The sequence below is a fragment of the Micromonospora sp. ABR4_055 genome, assembly GCF_056160425.1.
The window spans coordinates 1-15957 of the sequence record NZ_JBSWXD010000068.1; the positions used below are offsets into that span (position 1 = coordinate 1).

General features: G+C 71.9%; 13 protein-coding genes. 6 read left to right on the plus strand and 7 right to left on the minus strand.

Annotation, left to right across the window (positions count from 1 at the left end):
* From ACXAHD_RS16955 to ACXAHD_RS16970, 4 genes are all read right to left on the minus strand, one after another.
* Positions 1-8088, minus strand: an 8088-nt coding sequence (locus tag ACXAHD_RS16955) for an SDR family NAD(P)-dependent oxidoreductase (RefSeq protein WP_475051604.1), incomplete at its 3' end; no start/stop codon positions are given.
* A gap of 142 nt (positions 8089-8230) precedes the next feature.
* Positions 8231-8755 (minus strand): DUF6036 family nucleotidyltransferase, encoded by a 525-nt coding sequence (locus tag ACXAHD_RS16960; protein ID WP_289213415.1) that lies wholly within the window; start codon positions 8753-8755, stop codon positions 8231-8233.
* Positions 8752-9156 (minus strand): hypothetical protein, encoded by a 405-nt coding sequence (locus tag ACXAHD_RS16965; protein WP_281551067.1) that lies wholly within the window; start codon positions 9154-9156, stop codon positions 8752-8754. Before ACXAHD_RS16965 ends, ACXAHD_RS16960 begins: the two co-directional genes overlap by 4 nt.
* Positions 9157-9302: 146 nt before the next feature.
* Positions 9303-9788 carry a hypothetical protein gene (locus tag ACXAHD_RS16970; RefSeq protein WP_281551066.1) on the minus strand — a complete coding sequence of 162 codons (486 nt, stop codon included), beginning with the start codon at positions 9786-9788 and terminating at the stop codon, positions 9303-9305.
* A 267-nt stretch (positions 9789-10055) separates the two neighbouring features.
* On the opposite strand from ACXAHD_RS16970, the gene ACXAHD_RS16975 reads away from it, so the two are divergent.
* From ACXAHD_RS16975 to ACXAHD_RS16985, 3 genes are all read left to right on the plus strand, one after another.
* Positions 10056-11339 (plus strand): helix-turn-helix transcriptional regulator, encoded by a 1284-nt coding sequence (locus ACXAHD_RS16975; RefSeq protein WP_475051607.1) that lies wholly within the window; start codon positions 10056-10058, stop codon positions 11337-11339.
* A 95-nt stretch (positions 11340-11434) separates the two neighbouring features.
* A complete protein-coding gene (locus ACXAHD_RS16980) occupies positions 11435-12073 on the plus strand; it encodes a hypothetical protein (protein WP_475051609.1) in 639 nt (212 codons plus the stop codon).
* Entirely contained in the window at positions 12070-12759 is a 690-nt protein-coding gene (locus ACXAHD_RS16985; protein ID WP_475051613.1) for a hypothetical protein, read from the plus strand. Before ACXAHD_RS16980 ends, ACXAHD_RS16985 begins: the two co-directional genes overlap by 4 nt.
* 282 nt (positions 12760-13041) lie before the next feature.
* On the opposite strand, the gene ACXAHD_RS16990 is transcribed toward ACXAHD_RS16985, so the two are convergent.
* The 3 genes from ACXAHD_RS16990 to ACXAHD_RS17000 form a co-directional block, all read right to left on the minus strand.
* Positions 13042-13560 (minus strand): GNAT family N-acetyltransferase, encoded by a 519-nt coding sequence (locus ACXAHD_RS16990; protein WP_281551061.1) that lies wholly within the window; start codon positions 13558-13560, stop codon positions 13042-13044.
* Positions 13561-13678: 118 nt separating this feature from the next.
* Positions 13679-13906, minus strand: a complete 228-nt coding sequence (locus tag ACXAHD_RS16995; RefSeq protein WP_281551060.1) for a winged helix-turn-helix domain-containing protein — start codon at positions 13904-13906, stop codon at positions 13679-13681.
* Positions 13907-13945: 39 nt separating this feature from the next.
* Positions 13946-14182: a winged helix-turn-helix domain-containing protein gene (locus ACXAHD_RS17000; RefSeq protein ID WP_281551059.1), complete on the minus strand. Its 237-nt coding sequence runs from the start codon at positions 14180-14182 to the stop codon at positions 13946-13948.
* A 223-nt stretch (positions 14183-14405) separates the two neighbouring features.
* Here ACXAHD_RS17000 and ACXAHD_RS17005 point away from each other — a divergent pair, with 223 nt between their 5' ends.
* From ACXAHD_RS17005 to ACXAHD_RS17015, 3 genes are read left to right on the plus strand one after another with little or no spacing between them, the layout of a single operon-like run.
* Positions 14406-14750 (plus strand): hypothetical protein, encoded by a 345-nt coding sequence (locus ACXAHD_RS17005; RefSeq protein ID WP_475051616.1) that lies wholly within the window; start codon positions 14406-14408, stop codon positions 14748-14750.
* Positions 14747-15466 carry a hypothetical protein gene (locus ACXAHD_RS17010; RefSeq protein ID WP_475051618.1) on the plus strand — a complete coding sequence of 240 codons (720 nt, stop codon included), beginning with the start codon at positions 14747-14749 and terminating at the stop codon, positions 15464-15466. Before ACXAHD_RS17005 ends, ACXAHD_RS17010 begins: the two co-directional genes overlap by 4 nt.
* Positions 15463-15930 (plus strand): hypothetical protein, encoded by a 468-nt coding sequence (locus ACXAHD_RS17015; RefSeq protein WP_475051620.1) that lies wholly within the window; start codon positions 15463-15465, stop codon positions 15928-15930. The genes ACXAHD_RS17010 and ACXAHD_RS17015 overlap by 4 nt, the downstream gene beginning before the upstream one ends.
* Positions 15931-15957: the final 27 nt, after the last annotated feature.

Consider the following 15957-nt stretch of genomic DNA (forward strand, 5'->3'; position numbering starts at 1 on the left):
CGGGCAGGGCCGCCCGGCGGCGTTGACGACGGCCAGTGTCGCGCCGGCGGCCGGCCGGCCGATCTGCATCCGCCGCAGGCCGTCTGCCGGCCGCCGGTCGATCAGGAACCAGGCGGCGTTGATGGTCGCCTCGGTCGGCCCGTACAGGTTGGTGATCCGGTGCCCGGGGCCGAACAGGTCGAACCAGCTCCGCACCTGCCCGGGAGGCAGCGTTTCGCCGCCGACGTGGATCCAGCGCAGCGCCGACAGGTCCGGTCGCCCGATCGAGGCGGTACGCCGCTGCGCCGCCGCCAGCAGTTGACCCCACAGCGTCGGCACCGAGCTCCAGACGGTGATCCGGTCGTGTTCGACCCGGCGCAGCACCTCGTCGGGGTCGCGCAGCACCTGCGGGGCGAGTACGACGACCGTCGCTCCGACCAGCAGCGGTGCCAGCAGTTGCCGGACGGAGGCGTCGAAGCACAACGATGAGGTCTGCGCCAGCCGGTCACCGCTGTGGTAGCCGAACGTGTCGACCGCCCAGCGCAGGTAGTTCGACATCGAGCGGTGACTGACCGGCACGCCCTTGGGCCGGCCGGTCGACCCGGAGGTGAAGATGACGTACGCCGTACCGTCCGGGTCGGCAGCGGCCGTGCCGTCTGTGACCGGGTCGGCAGTGGTCCCGTTGACGATGACCGTGTCGACGTCGACCATGACCAGCCCGGCCAGCGCATCGGCCAGCGTCGTCGACTCGGTGTCGTGCAACAGCACCTGTGCGCCGCTTCGCCGCAGCTGATCGCGGTGGCGGGCTGCCGGGTGGGCGACGTCCAACGGCACCCAGCCGGCTCCGACGCGCAGCACCCCGACGATGGCGGCGACGGCGGCGGGTCCGCGCGCGGCCAGCAATCCGACCAGGTCACCGGCTTGTACGCCGTGGTGGCGTAGCGCGGCGGCGACCCGGTCGGCGGCGGCGTCCAACTGCCGGTATGTCATCCGCAGCTCGCCCGCCTCGACTGCGACGGCGTCGGCGTGCCGGCGGCACACCTGCCCGATTCGCTCCACTACCGACGGCAGCATCCCCGAAGTGGACTCCCTCGAGGGCGGGTCGGTCTGCTTGGCCAGGTCAGCCAGTTCGGCGAGGAAATCGGCGGCCAGCCCGGCGACGGCCGCCCGGTCCAGCGACGCCACCGGATGGTTCCAGGCGAACCGCAGCCGCTCGCCGTCGGGCCAGCAGAGCAGCCCCAGCCGGGTGCCGGCCGACGCGGTGCCGGCGGCGACCGGCGACACCCGTACCGGGCAGTCCGTATCCGCTGTGGCCGGGAAACGGGCGAAGCTGAAACTGGCCGGGCTGGTGGTGACCGGCCGGCCGCCGACGCCGCTGCCGGCGTCGGCAGCCGGGTCGGCGGGTCGCGGCGTCGCCCGCGCCAGGTCGACCGCGTCGACCATGCCGTGCCGCTGCGCGACCAGCCAGGCGGCCAGGACCCGCCGCGCGAGGTCGGCCGCCGGCTCGGTCGGGTCGACGTCGACCGTCACCGGCAGGATGTCGGCGAACGGCCCGACGACCCGGTCGACGCCGGGCAGCCGGGCGTCGCGGCCGGCCCGCGCCACCGACACGGTGACGGTGCGCTGCCCGCTGGCGCGGGCCAGGCACCGGGCGTACCCGGCGAGCAACAGGTGGAACAGCGACACCTGTGCGGCGGCGGCCGCCCGGGTCAACGCGGCCACCGTCGGCGGGTCGACGGCGACCTGATGAGCGGCGTACGGCGGCGCGGGCGGTGCGGCCGGGTCGCGCCACGGCAGCCGCAGCCCGGTCGGCCACGACGCCAGGGTCTCCCGCCAGAAGGCCAGGTCTTCCGCGCGTGCCGGCGCGGCGACGGCCAGGTGGTCGCGGAACGTCGCCGGCACCGCCGGCAGCTGCGGTACGCGGCCGGCGGCCAGCGCCCCGTACACCTGCCACAGCTCCTCGCTGAGCACACTCAGGCTGGCCCCGTCCCCGGCGGCGTGGTGCAGCACCAGCAGCAGCTGGGCGGCGTCCGGACCGGTCCGGATCAGGGCGGCGCGCAGCGGCGGTCGGCGGGTCAGGTCGATCGGCTCGTTGCACAGCCGTTCGGTCAGCGTGTCGACGTCACCGTCACCGTCACCTTGGCCGTAGTCGTGGACGGCGTACCAGTCAGCGGCCGGCGTCGGCGGGCCGATCAGCTGACGGGGCGGCGCGGCACCGTCGTCGGTCCACCGCATCCGCAGCATCGGGTGCCGGCGCGTCAGCTGCGCCAGGGCCTGCCCGAGCAGGTCGGCGTCGAGCGGTCCGGTGACGGAGTGCCGGACGAACCCGTACGCGGCGACCTGCGGGTAGAGCCGGTGCAGCGTGTGGAACGCCCGCTGCACCCCGGACAGCGCGAACGACTCCGCGTCGTCGTCGGCGGTGACGGCGGTCGGAGCAACAGCCGGCGGCGGATCCGCCAGCCGGGCGACGAGTGCGGCGATGGTGCCGTGCTCGAACAGCAGCATGGTCGGCAGCGGCCGGCCGAGTTCACCTTCGAGGGTCTTGACCAGGTCGATGGCGGTGAGTGAGTCCAGGCCGAGGGTGAGGAACGACGTGTCGTCGTCGATCTGCGCCGGGTCGCAGTCGAGCGCGTCGGCGAGTAGCCGCCGCAGCATGTCCCCGATTTCGCCCGGGGTGTCCAGCTGCCGGTCCGCGTCACGACTCGGCACGGCCTGCGGTTGCGGCAGGGTGTCCACTGGAGGCACGCTCGCGGTGACTGTCGCAGCCTCGCCCGCAGCGGTCAGCCGGGTGACGACTAGGTGGGCGGCGGGTCGGCGCAGCGCCGACCACAGCGCCGGCAGGGCGTCGTCGAACGGCAGCGCCGGCAGTCCCCGGGCGGCCAGCCGCGCCGCGAGCCCCGGGTGGGCGGCCATCCCCGCATCGGCCAGGGCCGAGAACCCGACGGTACGCAGCGGCCGTCCGGCGGCCCGCTCGACGGCGGCGTACGTGTCCAGGAAGGCGTTGGCGGCGGCGTAGTCACCGACCGCCCCGGCGAGTCCGGGCAGCAGCGCGCTGACCGAGGTGAACGCCACCACGGTCGCCGGCCGTCGACCGTACCGGCGCAGCGCCCGGACCAGCAGGTGACCGCCGCGTACCTTCGGCGCCAGCACGGCCTGCAGTTGCGCCACGGACCTCGACCGCAGCGGGCCGGGCCGGACCGCACCGGCGGCGTGAAACACCCCGGCGAGGTCGGGCAGCCCGGCGATCAGCGCGTCGACGTCGGCGGCGTCGGTGATGTCACACCGGCGGTAGCCGACCTGCGCGCCGAGGGCACGCAGCCGGTCGACCAGACGGTCCGGCGCGGCGGCGGCGCGGCCGGCCAGCACGATCCGGCGGTGTCCGCGAGCGGCCAGGTCCGCGGCGAGCGCGGCGCCGACACCACCCGTGCCACCGACAATCAGCTGTACGCCGTCGGCGTCGACCGGTTCCGTCGTGTCCTCGGCGGCCGGTTCGGCCGGGACGAGCCGCCGGCCCAGCCGCTGCCCGCCCCGCCACGCCACCGGCCTCGACTCCGCCGGCCGCGACTCCACCGCCGCCGGATCTGACCGCGCCCCGACGGTCGCCACTTCGGCGACCAGCGCGTCGACCCGGGCCGGCACGTCATCGGCCGCTGACAGGTCCACTCCGGACACCGTGTTGTCCGGGTGTTCGTCGGCGAGCGCGGCCGTCAACCCGTTGACCAGGCTCTGCACCGGGTCCGGCCGTTCACCGGCCGCTCCGGTGCTGACCGCGTCCTGGGTGACGACCAGCAGCCGGAAACCGCGTTCGGGCAGCGTGGCGACCAGCCCGGTCACGCCGTGCAGCGTGGCGTCGACGGCCGCGTCCAGCCCGGCCACACCGCCGTCGACGTCGAACGGGTCGACGCTGGCCAGGTAGACGATGAGCTCGGCGTCACCGGTCCCGGTGACAAGCTCGATGCCGTCGGCGGCCAGCCGGTCGCGCAGCCCGTCCGCCAGCGGGCCGCCGGGCACCGCACCCGGCCCGGTCAGATGCACCGAGGCGGGGGAGTGGCCGGCCGGCACCGGCAGTGGCGACCAGCGCACCTGATGGACCAGATCGTCCTTCATGGTCGCCGGCAGCCAGTGCCGTCGCCGCTGGAACGGGTACGTCGGCACGGCCACCCGGCGCCGACCACCGGAGAGCCGGACCCGGTCCAGGGCGACTCCGCGCTGCCACAGCGCCCCGACCAGCCCGGTCAGCCCGCCGTCGGCGTCGGTCGGCGGCACCGACAGCATCTCGACCCGGTCCGCCGCCTCCGGCGACGCCTCGCGTTCGGCCAGGGTCAGCCGGTCCGGGTCGAGGCCGAGCAGCACGTCGTAGCCCTGGTCGAGCAGTGCCCGCAGCTGGTCGGCGTCGTCGCCGACGACGGCGTCGGGCACCACCCCCCAGTCGGCGAGCCGCCGGCAGACCGCCGTCGGCCCGGTCTCGTCGCCGGGCCACACCACGGCGGTACGCGGCCGGCGTACCACCTCGGTGACCGGGCCGGACGCGGCGGCGGCCAACGCGGCGGCGAGCCCGGCGGTGCTGTCGCCGACGACAGCGACCCGGTGCGGCCGGTCGTCCCGGGCGGTGTTGACGGTGGCGCAGACATCGCCGGGATCCAGCTCCGGATGCGCGTCGAGATGGGCGGCGAGGTCCTGCAGCGACTGCCGCAACGCGACCTCGGTCGCCGCCGAGCAGGTCAACAGGTACGGCGGCCCGGCGATGGTCGCCCCGGCAGCCTGCTGCGGTGCCGGTGCCGGATCGGCCTCCTGCAGGATCGCGTGCGCGTTGGTGCCGCCGAACCCGAACGCGTTCACCCCGGCGGTCAACGGACCGTCATCGTCGACCCAGTCCTGCGCGCCGGTCGCCACCTCGAACCCGGCGCCGGCCAGGTCCAGCCGGGGCGACGGGGTGCCGACGTGCAGCGACGGAGGCAGTTGCCGGTGCCGTAGCGCCAGGATCACCTTGACCAGAGCCGGCATCCCGGCGGCGTTGAGCAGGTGACCGAGGTTCGACTTGACCGAGCCGAGCAGCCGGGGCCGGCCGTCCGGGCGCGGCGGGAAGGCGTACGCCAACGACCGCACCTCGACCGGGTCGCCGAGCTCCGTACCCGTCCCGTGGGCCTCCACGTAGGACACGATGGTCGGGTCGACGCCGCTGTCCCGGTACGCCTGGGCGACCACTTCCCGTTGGCGCAACGGGTTCGGTGCCAGCAGACTCAGCGAGCGGCCGTCGTTGTTGACGGCGGTCCCGCGTACCAGGGCAAGAAGTCCGTCCCCGGCGGCGCGGGCGTCGTCGACGCGGGCCAGGACCAGCGCGGCCCCGCCCTCGCCGGGCACGAACCCGTCGGCGTCGGCGGCGAATACCCGGCACCGGCCGGTGGCCGACAGCGCCCCGGCGGCGGCGAGCAGCCGGTGCCCGGTCGGGGTCAGGTTCAGGTTGACCCCGCCGACCACGGCCAGGTCACATTCGCGCTCGCGCAGGCTGCGTACTGCCAGGTGCAGCGCGACCAGCGCCGACGAGCAGGCGGTGTCGACCGCGATCGCCGGCCCGGTCAGGTCGAGGGCCTGCGCGACGCGGGCCGGGATCAGGTTGCGCAGGTTGCCGACCAGCGCGGCCGGTTCGCCGGTGACGTCGGAATCGGCGCGGAGCAGTTCGGTGTAGCCGCTCTCGCCGACCGCCGCGAACACCCCGACCCGGCGGCCGTGCCGGCGCGGCCCGGCGTACCCGGCGCGTTCCAACGCCTCGTGCGCCAACTCCAGGAAGATCCGGGCGTGCGGGTCGGCGTGGTCGGCGTCGGTGTCGGACATGCCGAAGAAGCCGGCGTCGAAGCCGGCCGGGTCGTCAAGAAACGCCCCCCAGCGGGCGGTCTCGCCCTCGACCGGCCGCCACCGCTGCGGCGGGATCTCGCCGACGCTGTCGCGCCCGTCTAGCAGCTGCCGCCAGAACTCGTCCGGGCTGTCCGCACCGGGGAACCGGCAGGCCAGCCCGATAATCGCCACCCCGTCCGCCGGCCCGGCAGCCGCAGCGGCGGCTGGCCCGCTCGCCGGTCGGGCCGGTTTCAGGCTCCCGTCCTGCACTGGGGCGAGCAGATGGTCGGCCAGCGCCGCCACCGTCGCCCGTTCCCGCAGCTCGGCCGGGTCGAGTTCGCGGCCGAACGCGTCCTCCAGTCCGGCCAGCACCTCCATCGCCTGCAGCGACGAACCGCCCAGCGTGCTGAACCGGTCGTGGACGCCGATCCCGTCGGCTGGCCGGCGCAGCACTCGCGCCCACACCGCCCGCACGACCCGCTCCACCTCGTCGCGGCTCCCGCCGCCGGCCACCGTGCTCATCGTCGGTGCGATCGCCGACGTCGACGGTGCCGTTGCCGCCCAGCGCTGTTCGACGGCGGCGAAGTCACCGGCGGCGTACCGCTGGCGCAGCCGGGGCCGACGCAGCTTGCCGCTGGTGGTGCGGGGGAACGCCCCGGCCGGCACCGGCAGCACCCGTACCTGGTCGTGCCCGGTCGCCGCCACGATCCGGGCCGCCACCTCACCGAGCACCGCAGCGGCGTCGGCCGATGGCGCCATGGTGCCGGCCCACTGCACGAAGACCACGATCCGTTCGGCACCGCTGTCGTGGTCGCTGCAGCCGATCACCGCGACCCGCCCCGCCGGCAGCCCGGCCGTGCCGGCGACGACCTCCTCCAGGTCGGCGGCGTGGAACGTACGGCCGTTGACGAACACCACGTCCTTGGCCCGGCCGGTCACGCAGAGCCGGCCGCCGTCGCGCAAAAATCCCAGATCACCGGTACGCAGCCACCCGTCGACGAACACCTCGGCGGTGGCCGTCGGATCACCGTGGTAGCCGGCGGCCACGTTCGGGCCACGTACCTCGATCCGGCCGACCTGCGGCGCACCGCCGTCGCGGCCGTCACCGACGATCCGGCCGGCGTCGTCGCCTCCGACGACGTTGCCGGCGTCGTCGACGACGCGCACCTGACAGCCGGGCACCGGCGGCCCGACGTCCATGAACTCCACCGCGCCCGGGTCGCCTGCGGCAGCCGGCTGCACCGTGCCGGCGGCGAGCGCCGTCCGGTCCACCCGCACCGGTACGGCGGTCTCGCCCAGCGGCGGGACGGTGACGGCGAGGGTCGCCTCGGCCAGCCCGTACACCGGTTGCAGTGCGGCCGGGTCGAGCCCGGCGGGCCGGGTCCGTTCGACGAACGCCCGCCACACCACCGGCGAGATCGGCTCCGCGCCGACCATCATCAGCCGTACGGCGCTCAGGTCCAGCCCGGCCAGGGCCTCGGCCGGCACCCGCCGGACGGCGAGGGCGAGGGCGAAGTTGGCCGCCGACAGCAGCGTGGCCCGGTGCCGGTGCGCGGCGCTGAACCACAGCAGCGGCCGTTTCGCGAAGGTCAGCGGGCCGATCCGCACCTGCCGCAGCCGGGCGGCCAGCGGTGCCAGGTGGGTGCCGATCAGCCCCATGTCGTGGAAGTACGGCATCCAGCTGACCGAGACGTCGTCGGCGGTCAGTGCGGCGGCCTGGCCGATCTGCCGTAGGTTCGCCAGCACGTTGCGGTGTCGCAGCTCGACGCCGCGCGGAGTGCCGGTGCTACCGGAGGAGAACTGCAGGAACGCGGGTGAGTCGGGGTCGGGTGTCGGCAGCTTGCGTGGTGCTCTCCCGCCGGCCCGCAAGGTGGCGAGGCGCAGCGCCGGGGCGTCGGCCTGCCGCGCCACCGGGGCGCAGGCGTCGTCGACGATCACCGGTACGCCGCCGAGCAGGTCACGCACGCCGGCCACCCGGGTCGGTTCCGCCGGCAGCGGTACGGGGACCAGCCCGGCCGCCAGCGCGCCCCAGAACACCGGCTGGAAGTCGTCGCCGGCATCGGCCAGCAGGATCACCGGCGTGCCGGCCGCGATCCCGGCGTCCCGCAGCCCACCGGCGACCCGTAGTGCGTCGTCGCGCAGCTGACGGTGGGTGACGACGCGTTCGGTGCCGTCCCCGCGTACGTGCGTGCTCGTCTGATCCGGGGCGGCGTCGGCGGCTGCGATCAGCACATCGAGCAGGTGTTTCTCGCCGTTCGGCCCGTCCGTGATCAGCACGGCCAGACCCTAGCCGAGCCGGTCGACACCCCACCTGGTCCGGCCAGCCGGAACGCGGCGAATCCCGGGTGTCGTGTGCCGGCGAGCGTCGGCGTGTGAGCCAGTCCGGCTTGGCGTAGCTGCGCGCCGGAAGCGCTCGTCGCTACTGCTCGGCTGGATCCGGGAACAGCTCCTCAAGCATGAATTGAACCTTGGGGGCGATCGGTCGTCCTGGATACACGGACTCGACCAGGTCAAGTCCTTGCGCCGCTGTGGTGAATCCGCAAAGCCGATACAAGATGGCTATGTCATCAATGTCCTGTTCTCTTGCTGCCAGGAGTTTCATGGCGAGGAGATACTCGGGTGAGGCGACGTCGACGCGAAGAGAGTCGTTTTCGAACACCTGGCGTGCTTGGGGGTCCGATCCAGGGAGGAACCCTTTGACGGCATCGTTGAGCCAGTCGTCCGGAAGATCGTTTCTGGCTGCCACGGCAGCGGCCGCCAGGTGCACTCCGGTTTTCGGGGCGAAGATGGCATCGATGTCCCGGGTTGCCCGGCGAGCGTCGTAGGCTAGGGCCATCGCCGCACCACCGACCAGGAAGATCTCAGCGCGGATGTCCTGGTTGCGCAGCTCTGTGGATAGCTCGTTGAACAGATGAAGAATCTGGCTGCGATCGAGAAGACTCATACTCGCGTTAGCGCCGATTCTGTGATGAACACACCGCGCTTGCGGAATGCCAGTGGTGACTCGACGATTGCGGTGGCATGCCAGGACTTGAGTCCCGATACGAACCACCATGGCTTTGCATACCGATTCTGGTCGAAGGCCCAGGTCGGTGGCCGCCAGCCATCCCGGCGGGCGAGATGTTCGGCCAATCCAGCGAGTGCGGCGTCCACCCGAACGTCGCCGGTTTCGGATGGTGCCGTTGCGAACAGCTCCGCTCCAGCGGGAACACCATCCGTGGTCAGTGCTCGTTCGTAGTCGTCGAGGAGCTGAAGGAGACAGCGGAAGGCGTGCTGAAGACCTCCGCCGCCTGCCAGCTCGGCGGCGGCGTTGCGGGCGGCGTCTGCTGCGGTCCAGAGCGTCACACTCAGAGCTTACGACGCCGCGCTGCGCGTGGCCCCCGGCGCGGGAACTTGGCCGAGCGTTTGACGTATCGAAGGTAGCGGACTGGCAAGCCGACCGGCCGGAACGCGGCGGATCCCGGGTGCCGCATGCTGGCCGCCGGTGAGCGTCAGCCGCGTGCGAGCCAGCGGGTCACGTCGTCGGTCAGAATCACCTCGTACGGCAGAGCCCGCAGGTCGTCGGCGAGCACGTCCAGGCCACGGGAGCGTGCGAGGTCAGCCAGCCACGACCAGGGATGCTCCTCGGCGGTCTGGTCGTCATCGGGGAGCACGACGGTCAACACGGACCGGGTGACGCTCTCCCGGGCCTCTTCCATGGCCTCGGTGGCCGGGTCGGCACCGGGACGGGCGTCGCCCGCCGACCGGCGGCCGAGTGTGAAGCCACGGTCCTGGTGCAGCAGCACCCGCCGACCGTCGTCCAGCAGGACGAACTCGCCGACGGAGAAGCTCTGCGTGTCGGCCGAGTCGGCCTGCTGGGGCCGGAGATCGCAGATGGCCCCGACGCCGACGACACGGCCGGGCCCGACCGGCGGCAGGTCTACGTGGTCGTCGACGGCCCCCGGGTACGCCTGCCAACCGCGTTCCGCTCTGCTCACTTGTCGTGCCTCCTGACCCTGTCGGATCGCCTCCGTCGTTCGAGGGCGAGGCCGCGCCCGCTTCGGTCGCCGTGGCTGCTACTGGTACCCCGGCAGCTTTTCACGCGACCGGACTAACGAGAAAGCAAGACCGTTGAGGTCAAGTAGGAAGGGAACTTCCACGAAAGGATGACAAGTGTGAGTTGTCCACAGCCCGTTGAATTGATCTTTCCGATCTGCGTTACTTATGTGCACCGTGGACACGGGCCGCGACGGGAGGGCGTCCAGTTGACCGGACGGCGGGACAGCTTCATCAGGAGGCGCAGGGCGGCCGGCTTCAGCCAGGAAGGGCTGGCCGAACGTCTGCAGGTCGACCGGACCACGGTCGCCCGGTGGGAGCGGGGTAAGGCCGAGCCACAACCGTATACCCGAGCGCGGCTCGCGGAAGCGCTCGGCACCTCGGTCGATCAACTCGATGCCCTGCTCGCCGGGAAGCCGGAAAATCGATCTCTGGACATCGACGATCGGGGCGGTACCGTTACATCGTGGGACGACAATGGAGGTGATCTTACGGACCGGCGTGCGTTCACGATCAATGCCGCTCTGGCGGGCCTGGGCATCGCCAGCCCGCTGCGGGACTGGGTCACCGCGCCCGATGTGCCGCAGCACCTGAGCATGGAGCACCTGCAGCAGGTGTCAACCACCATCACGAGCCTTGAGCGGGCCGACGCGGCGGCCGGCGGCGGCAGCCTCTGCGACGTCGCCATCGCCATGTACCGCCGGCTGACCCGCTGGGATCGGGAGGCAACCTATCCCCGGCAGGTCGGCGACGCGCTGCAGAGCAACCTCGGCGACCTGGAAGCCTGGATCGGCTGGCTCGCGCTGGACGCGGAGCGGCGTGTCGAGTCGCGCCGCTACCTGCAGGAGGCGATCGTCCGCGCCCGACTGCGCGACGATCCGCACCTTGAGGTGCACGCCATGGTGGTCATGGCGATGCTGGTCAGGGAGGTGCGGCCGGTTGAGTCTCTGCAGATCGCCGAGGCTGCCCGACGCATCTCCGGCCCGTGGGCGACCCCTCGGCTGACCAGCCTGCTGCATCTGCGGACCACCCACGCGTCCGCGTTGATGGGCGACGCCGTCGAGTCCAGCCGAGCCCTGGCCAGGGCGAAGACCGCGTACGACCGTGGCCCCAGCGACGACGACCCGCTCTACACCAGGTTTGTCAACGACACCGAGGTCAACGCGGTGGAGGCGTTGTCGCAGCTGGCGCTCGGTCGTCCCGAGCGGGCGGTTCCCTGCCTGCAGGCCAGCCTGGCGCACCACGACCCCGTCTATCGGCGGAACCAGATCCTCGGCAAGGTCAGCCTGGCGATCGCGCTGCACCAGCAGGGCGACTCCACCGCAGCGGGCACTGTCGCGCTGGACGCGCTGCCCGACATCGCCGAGCTGAAGTCCGGGCGTGGCCGTAGGCGGCTCACCGGACTGCGGGCCGACCTCGGGCAGGTGGCCGACCAGGTGCCAGCGGCACGGGACTTCGTCGAGGCGTACGACGTGGCGAAGATGGCGGCCTGACGAGTCTGCCGGTGCCGGTGCCGGTGCCGGTGCCCGTGCCGGGCCAGGCTCTGGCCGCCGGCGTCGGCTTGGCTGAGGCTGGGAGACTGGGCGGTATGTCGACTGTGATCGTGCCCGCCGGGTTGAGCATGGGTCCGCGCTACCGGTACGTCCGACCGCCGGACCCGACGCCGGAGTGCTACGAGGTGCACCTCGGCGACGACCTGGTCGAGCTGACCGAGACCGAGGCGGCGGTGTGGGCGGCGGCCTTCCTTTACCCGGACCGGCACGCCAAGCTGTCGGTCAACCGGGAGTCGCTGGTGCGGATGCTGGAGACCGCACCGAAGCCGGAGCCACAGGCCGCCCGGTACGTCGACGACCTGATCGCCCGGGGTCTGCTGGTGGAGTTCGACCCGGACGGCGACCTGCGGCCGGTGTTCAGCCGGCACAAGCTGCTGCCGTTGGCCCAGGGCCTCGGCTCCACCCCGGAGGCCCCCCACCAGCACCGCATCGGCATCGGCGACCAACCCCTCGTCGCAGTGTCCAACGATGTGTACGCCCAGTGGTCGTTCTCGTTCCTGCATCCCGATCTGTGGACCGCGTGCGCCTTCTACGCCGATGACTCGGAGCACGTCGCTGCTGGCGGGGAGCCACTCAACCTGACAGCCGAGTCCTTGGCGCGTGAGGTGGCGGAAGTGCTGCCCTTGATGATCTCGGCGGCCTGCGCCGCGTTGGATCCGATCGTGGCGTCATGAGGTACCGCCGGCAGGCACAGCAGCGCTCGACACCGGACCGCTCGTTTGCGTCGCGTTTCAAGCATGAGGTGGCCAAGGAGGGCAGCGGGACGCTGGTCCAGCAACTCGGTGCCGGGCTGGGCGCACTGATCGGGCTTGCCGCCACCCGATGGGGGTTGCCGCCCGCGCCGGTCGCCATCGCTGGTGCCTTCATCGGTCATGCTCTCGGTGCTGTCGGCAAGGGGTTCGTCAACACTGTGTTGGACCGGCGACGTGAGGCTCGGGCGGGCGACGGCACGACCTCGGGCGGCTCCGGCGCTGGTGGTGGCGGTGCGAGACCGTTGAGCAGCGTCCGCCGCCGCTACCCCGGCCATCGGAGCCGGGGCGGTGGCGACCGTACGATCACCATCGGCGGCCCGGCCAGCCGGGGCGGCAGTGGTGGGGGCGGCGGGAGCACCGGCTCATACCTGCAGCAACTGCGTCGCCTGCTCGACGAGATCGAGACGCAGCAGGCGAAGCTGGCAAACGTCGCCAATGCCATGCGGGCAAGCCAGCTCGGCGTGGCACAACTGCTCGCCGGTGGCCGACAGGACCGTACGCAGGAGATCTACACCTGGTCGGAGCTGTCCCGCGCCAACGTCGAGGAAGCTGCGATCCTGACTCACCAAGCAGTCAAGAGCCTGAGGGCGTACCTGTCGAATCTGTAGCCTGGTCAGCGTTGACCGACATTGATTCCTTTGTGTGTGCTATCAAGGTCAGCGTGATCACCTGTTCCTTGCATAGCCGGCCGAGGGTTGGTTGAGCTGGGAGTTCGGTAGGCGGCGCGCAATTGTCGGCAGCATCGCGTGCATCTACATGAACGCTGCGTCATCTTGTTGGGTCGGGGATGCAGGCCGAGTCTGATGCCACAGGTGCATCAAGATGCATCTGTGGCATCACCTCACCGGGAGCGATGGGGTGCCGGAGACCCGGCAGGACGCGTGGGATGTTCAGCGGGCAGTTGGTGCTGGCGCACTCATCTGGTCGCGGCGAAGTTGCAGCGCCGGGTGGCGTGACGGGGCGAAATCCATCGACTGGTATAGGTTTCCGCTGCCCGCCGTGGCGTTCAGGTCGACGACGCTGACCGTGGTGTCGGTGGCGAACCAGTCCAGCAGTGCCTGCACGCAATCACGGGCGTAGCCGCGGCCACGGTGGTCCGGCTCGGTGCACACGTTGAACAGGTGCCCGCGCAGCCCGCCCGGGTTGCCGGGGGAGGGGGCGTGCCGGTCGCACTGGCCGACGGCGTTGCTGACGATGCCGTGCTGTGGGTCGTCGACCACGAACGCCGCGAACATTTCAGGGTCGCCGAGTGACCGGTTGAACCAGTCTAGGGCTGCCGACCGCCATTCGGCCGTCTCGTCGCCGACCGGTGCGCCCATGTCCTGCAGCATGACCGCTCGGAGCCGCACCAGGGCGGGAGCGTCGGCCTTCGTTGCTCGGCGCACCTGCGGTTGCGCTGGATGATGCATACGTGCAGCCTATCTGCGGCCGGCGCCGGATGATCCGCCTGCTGACACCCAAGATCATGTGAGCGCTATGGACGTCTCGTCGACGTTGAGACGTCCATAGCGCTCACATGATCTTGAGCTACACCGGCTGCGAGCCGGCAACGAGCACGCCCACCCCGGGTACGCCCCGGACTGTGCCCTCTGCCTGCAGGGCGAGGATGGCCTGGCGGACGACCGACGTCGCGACCCGGTGCTGTTCCCGCAACTGGTCGGTGGGCGGCAGCCGATCGCCGGGACGCAGTTGCCCGGACTCGACCTGCGCCCGGATGTCGCCCGCGACCCGCTCCCACTGCCGCGCTACGGTCATCGGCGCTCCTGACGACAGCCGGCAGCGGGTACGCCAGCGCTACGAGCCGGCGGCGTCGTCGCGGTCGGCGACGAACACCCCAAGCCCGTGTACGCCCTGCACGATGCCCTGCGTCTGCAAGACGAGCACGGCTTGGCGAACCACCGTCGCCGACACGTTGTACTGATTACGCAGCTGCGCGGTCGATGGCAGTCGATCGCCGGGACCGAGTTCGCCGGATTCGATCTGCGAGCGGATGTGGTCGGCGATCTGCTGCCACTTGGGCTTTACGGGCATATGGGCTCCCAGGTCTGCCCTGCCATTTGATCACAGCCCAGCTATGCACGACAAGACACGACTTGTGGGGTTGCTTTACTCTGCATGACGTGTAAAGCTCTGTCTGACCGGTTCCCAGGTCTGCAAACCCGGAGCTGGTTTCCCGCAAGGAGCCTGGTCAGCCGGCCGCCCCTCCGGCTGACCAGGTGCGCCCTCTCCACACCTGAACGGGAGGCACCGACCGGTGACATCCGACCCCCGACCCGCCCCGATCCCGATCCCGACCCCGACCGCCACCGTCAACCAGAGGCCAGCGAACTACTACACGGCGTACGCCCGTGACCGGTTCGTCGCGGCGCAACAGGCCGTCGACACGCACACCACGTCGGCGTACAACGGGTGTTGTCTAGGCTGCGGACGGCCCGGCCCGTGCGCCGACCTGGCCGCCGCCGAGACGACCCTGGCCCGCTACCACCGACTGCCGTTCCGCCGGCCCGGTGCGACACTGCTCGACCAGACCCTGCTCGACCCGGCCCGGACCACCGACGCCGACCAGGCGCGGTTCACCTGGTGGCGGAGGTCGGCATGACCGACATGCAAGCTGAAGTCAGCGCGGCCGACGGGCAGGCGTTGCAGGTGGCCGCCGACATGATCGACGTGCTGCGGACCGTCGCCCTGGCGATGGAGACCGCCGTCACCCACGCCGACGAGCAACTGGCCGGCGTACGGCACCCGGACGCCGGGCTGACCACCGACCGTTATCAGAATGCGCTACACGAAGCGTGGGACGCGTACGGTGATGTTCTCGACGCCGTCAGCGCCGGACGCCCGCAGCTGCCGGGTGGCCGACCGGTCGCGGTCGCATCCATTCTGTACGGCCTGCAGACCGCCCGCCAGCACGCCGCGCACGCCGCCGCCCAGCTGCCCGACCTGCGGCACCGGCTGGCGTACGCCACGGACCGGCTGCACCGCAGCGAACACCCGCACGCCCAGGCCACCGCCGATCGGCTGGCCGTCGCGCTGAGCCGACTGCGTGACGTCGAGGTCGGTCTGAGCGTCGGCACCGGCGCGGTGGACCGCTACCTCGACGCCCTCGACGCCGGCGTCGATCCGCCGGCCGCGCGGACCGCCCGGCTGGCCGGGGTGCGGCCGATAGCCAGCCCCAACGGGGACGCCCTTGCCATCGGCACCCGGATGGCGGCGACGGTGGTCGCCGCCAACCGTCGGCACCTGCGGTTCCGGACCCGCTGGCAGGTGTTCCGTAGGACATTGTGGAACAACCTGAAGCGGGAGTTGCGACCATGACGACCAGTCGAACTGCCCCGACCAGTCAGTCGGCCCCGACCAACCAGCCGGTGGCGGCGCTGAGCTATCTGATGGCGGGGCAGGTGCACGCCCACGATCGCCGGACGGAGCGGTTCACCGAAGCCGACCGCCAGCACTATCTTGACCTGCTCAGCGCGTTGTTCGTGCTCTGCGCCGACCGGCGGTTCCGCCGCGACGACCACGGTGCGGTGATCCGGTTCGTGGCCAGCGTCCGGGAACGGTTCGACCCCGACCGCACCCTGGTCGACCCGGTCATCGCGGAGAACCTGCTACTGGCCGCGCTCGGCGGGCACGAGACACTGCCGGCCACCGCCGAGAACATCACCGTGCAGACGCTGCTGACCGTCGCCCTGGTCAGCGACGAGCAGCCCAGCCCGGCCGGCTACGACGCGCTGCTGCGCGAGGTTGACGCCATGGTCACCCCCGCCTCTCCCGTCGGCTAGGCATCCACCTCGAACGCCGATCCCTGT

Coding starts and splice junctions, on each gene's coding strand:
- ACXAHD_RS16960 (WP_289213415.1), bottom strand. CDS start 8,755: ATGAGTCTTCTCGATCGCAGCCAGATTCTTCATCTGTTCAACGAGCTA.
- ACXAHD_RS16980 (WP_475051609.1), top strand. CDS start 11,435: ATGTCGACTGTGATCGTGCCCGCCGGGTTGAGCATGGGTCCGCGCTAC.
- ACXAHD_RS16985 (WP_475051613.1), top strand. CDS start 12,070: ATGAGGTACCGCCGGCAGGCACAGCAGCGCTCGACACCGGACCGCTCG.
- ACXAHD_RS16990 (WP_281551061.1), bottom strand. CDS start 13,560: ATGCATCATCCAGCGCAACCGCAGGTGCGCCGAGCAACGAAGGCCGAC.
- ACXAHD_RS16995 (WP_281551060.1), bottom strand. CDS start 13,906: ATGACCGTAGCGCGGCAGTGGGAGCGGGTCGCGGGCGACATCCGGGCG.
- ACXAHD_RS17000 (WP_281551059.1), bottom strand. CDS start 14,182: ATGCCCGTAAAGCCCAAGTGGCAGCAGATCGCCGACCACATCCGCTCG.
- ACXAHD_RS17010 (WP_475051618.1), top strand. CDS start 14,747: ATGACCGACATGCAAGCTGAAGTCAGCGCGGCCGACGGGCAGGCGTTG.
- ACXAHD_RS17015 (WP_475051620.1), top strand. CDS start 15,463: ATGACGACCAGTCGAACTGCCCCGACCAGTCAGTCGGCCCCGACCAAC.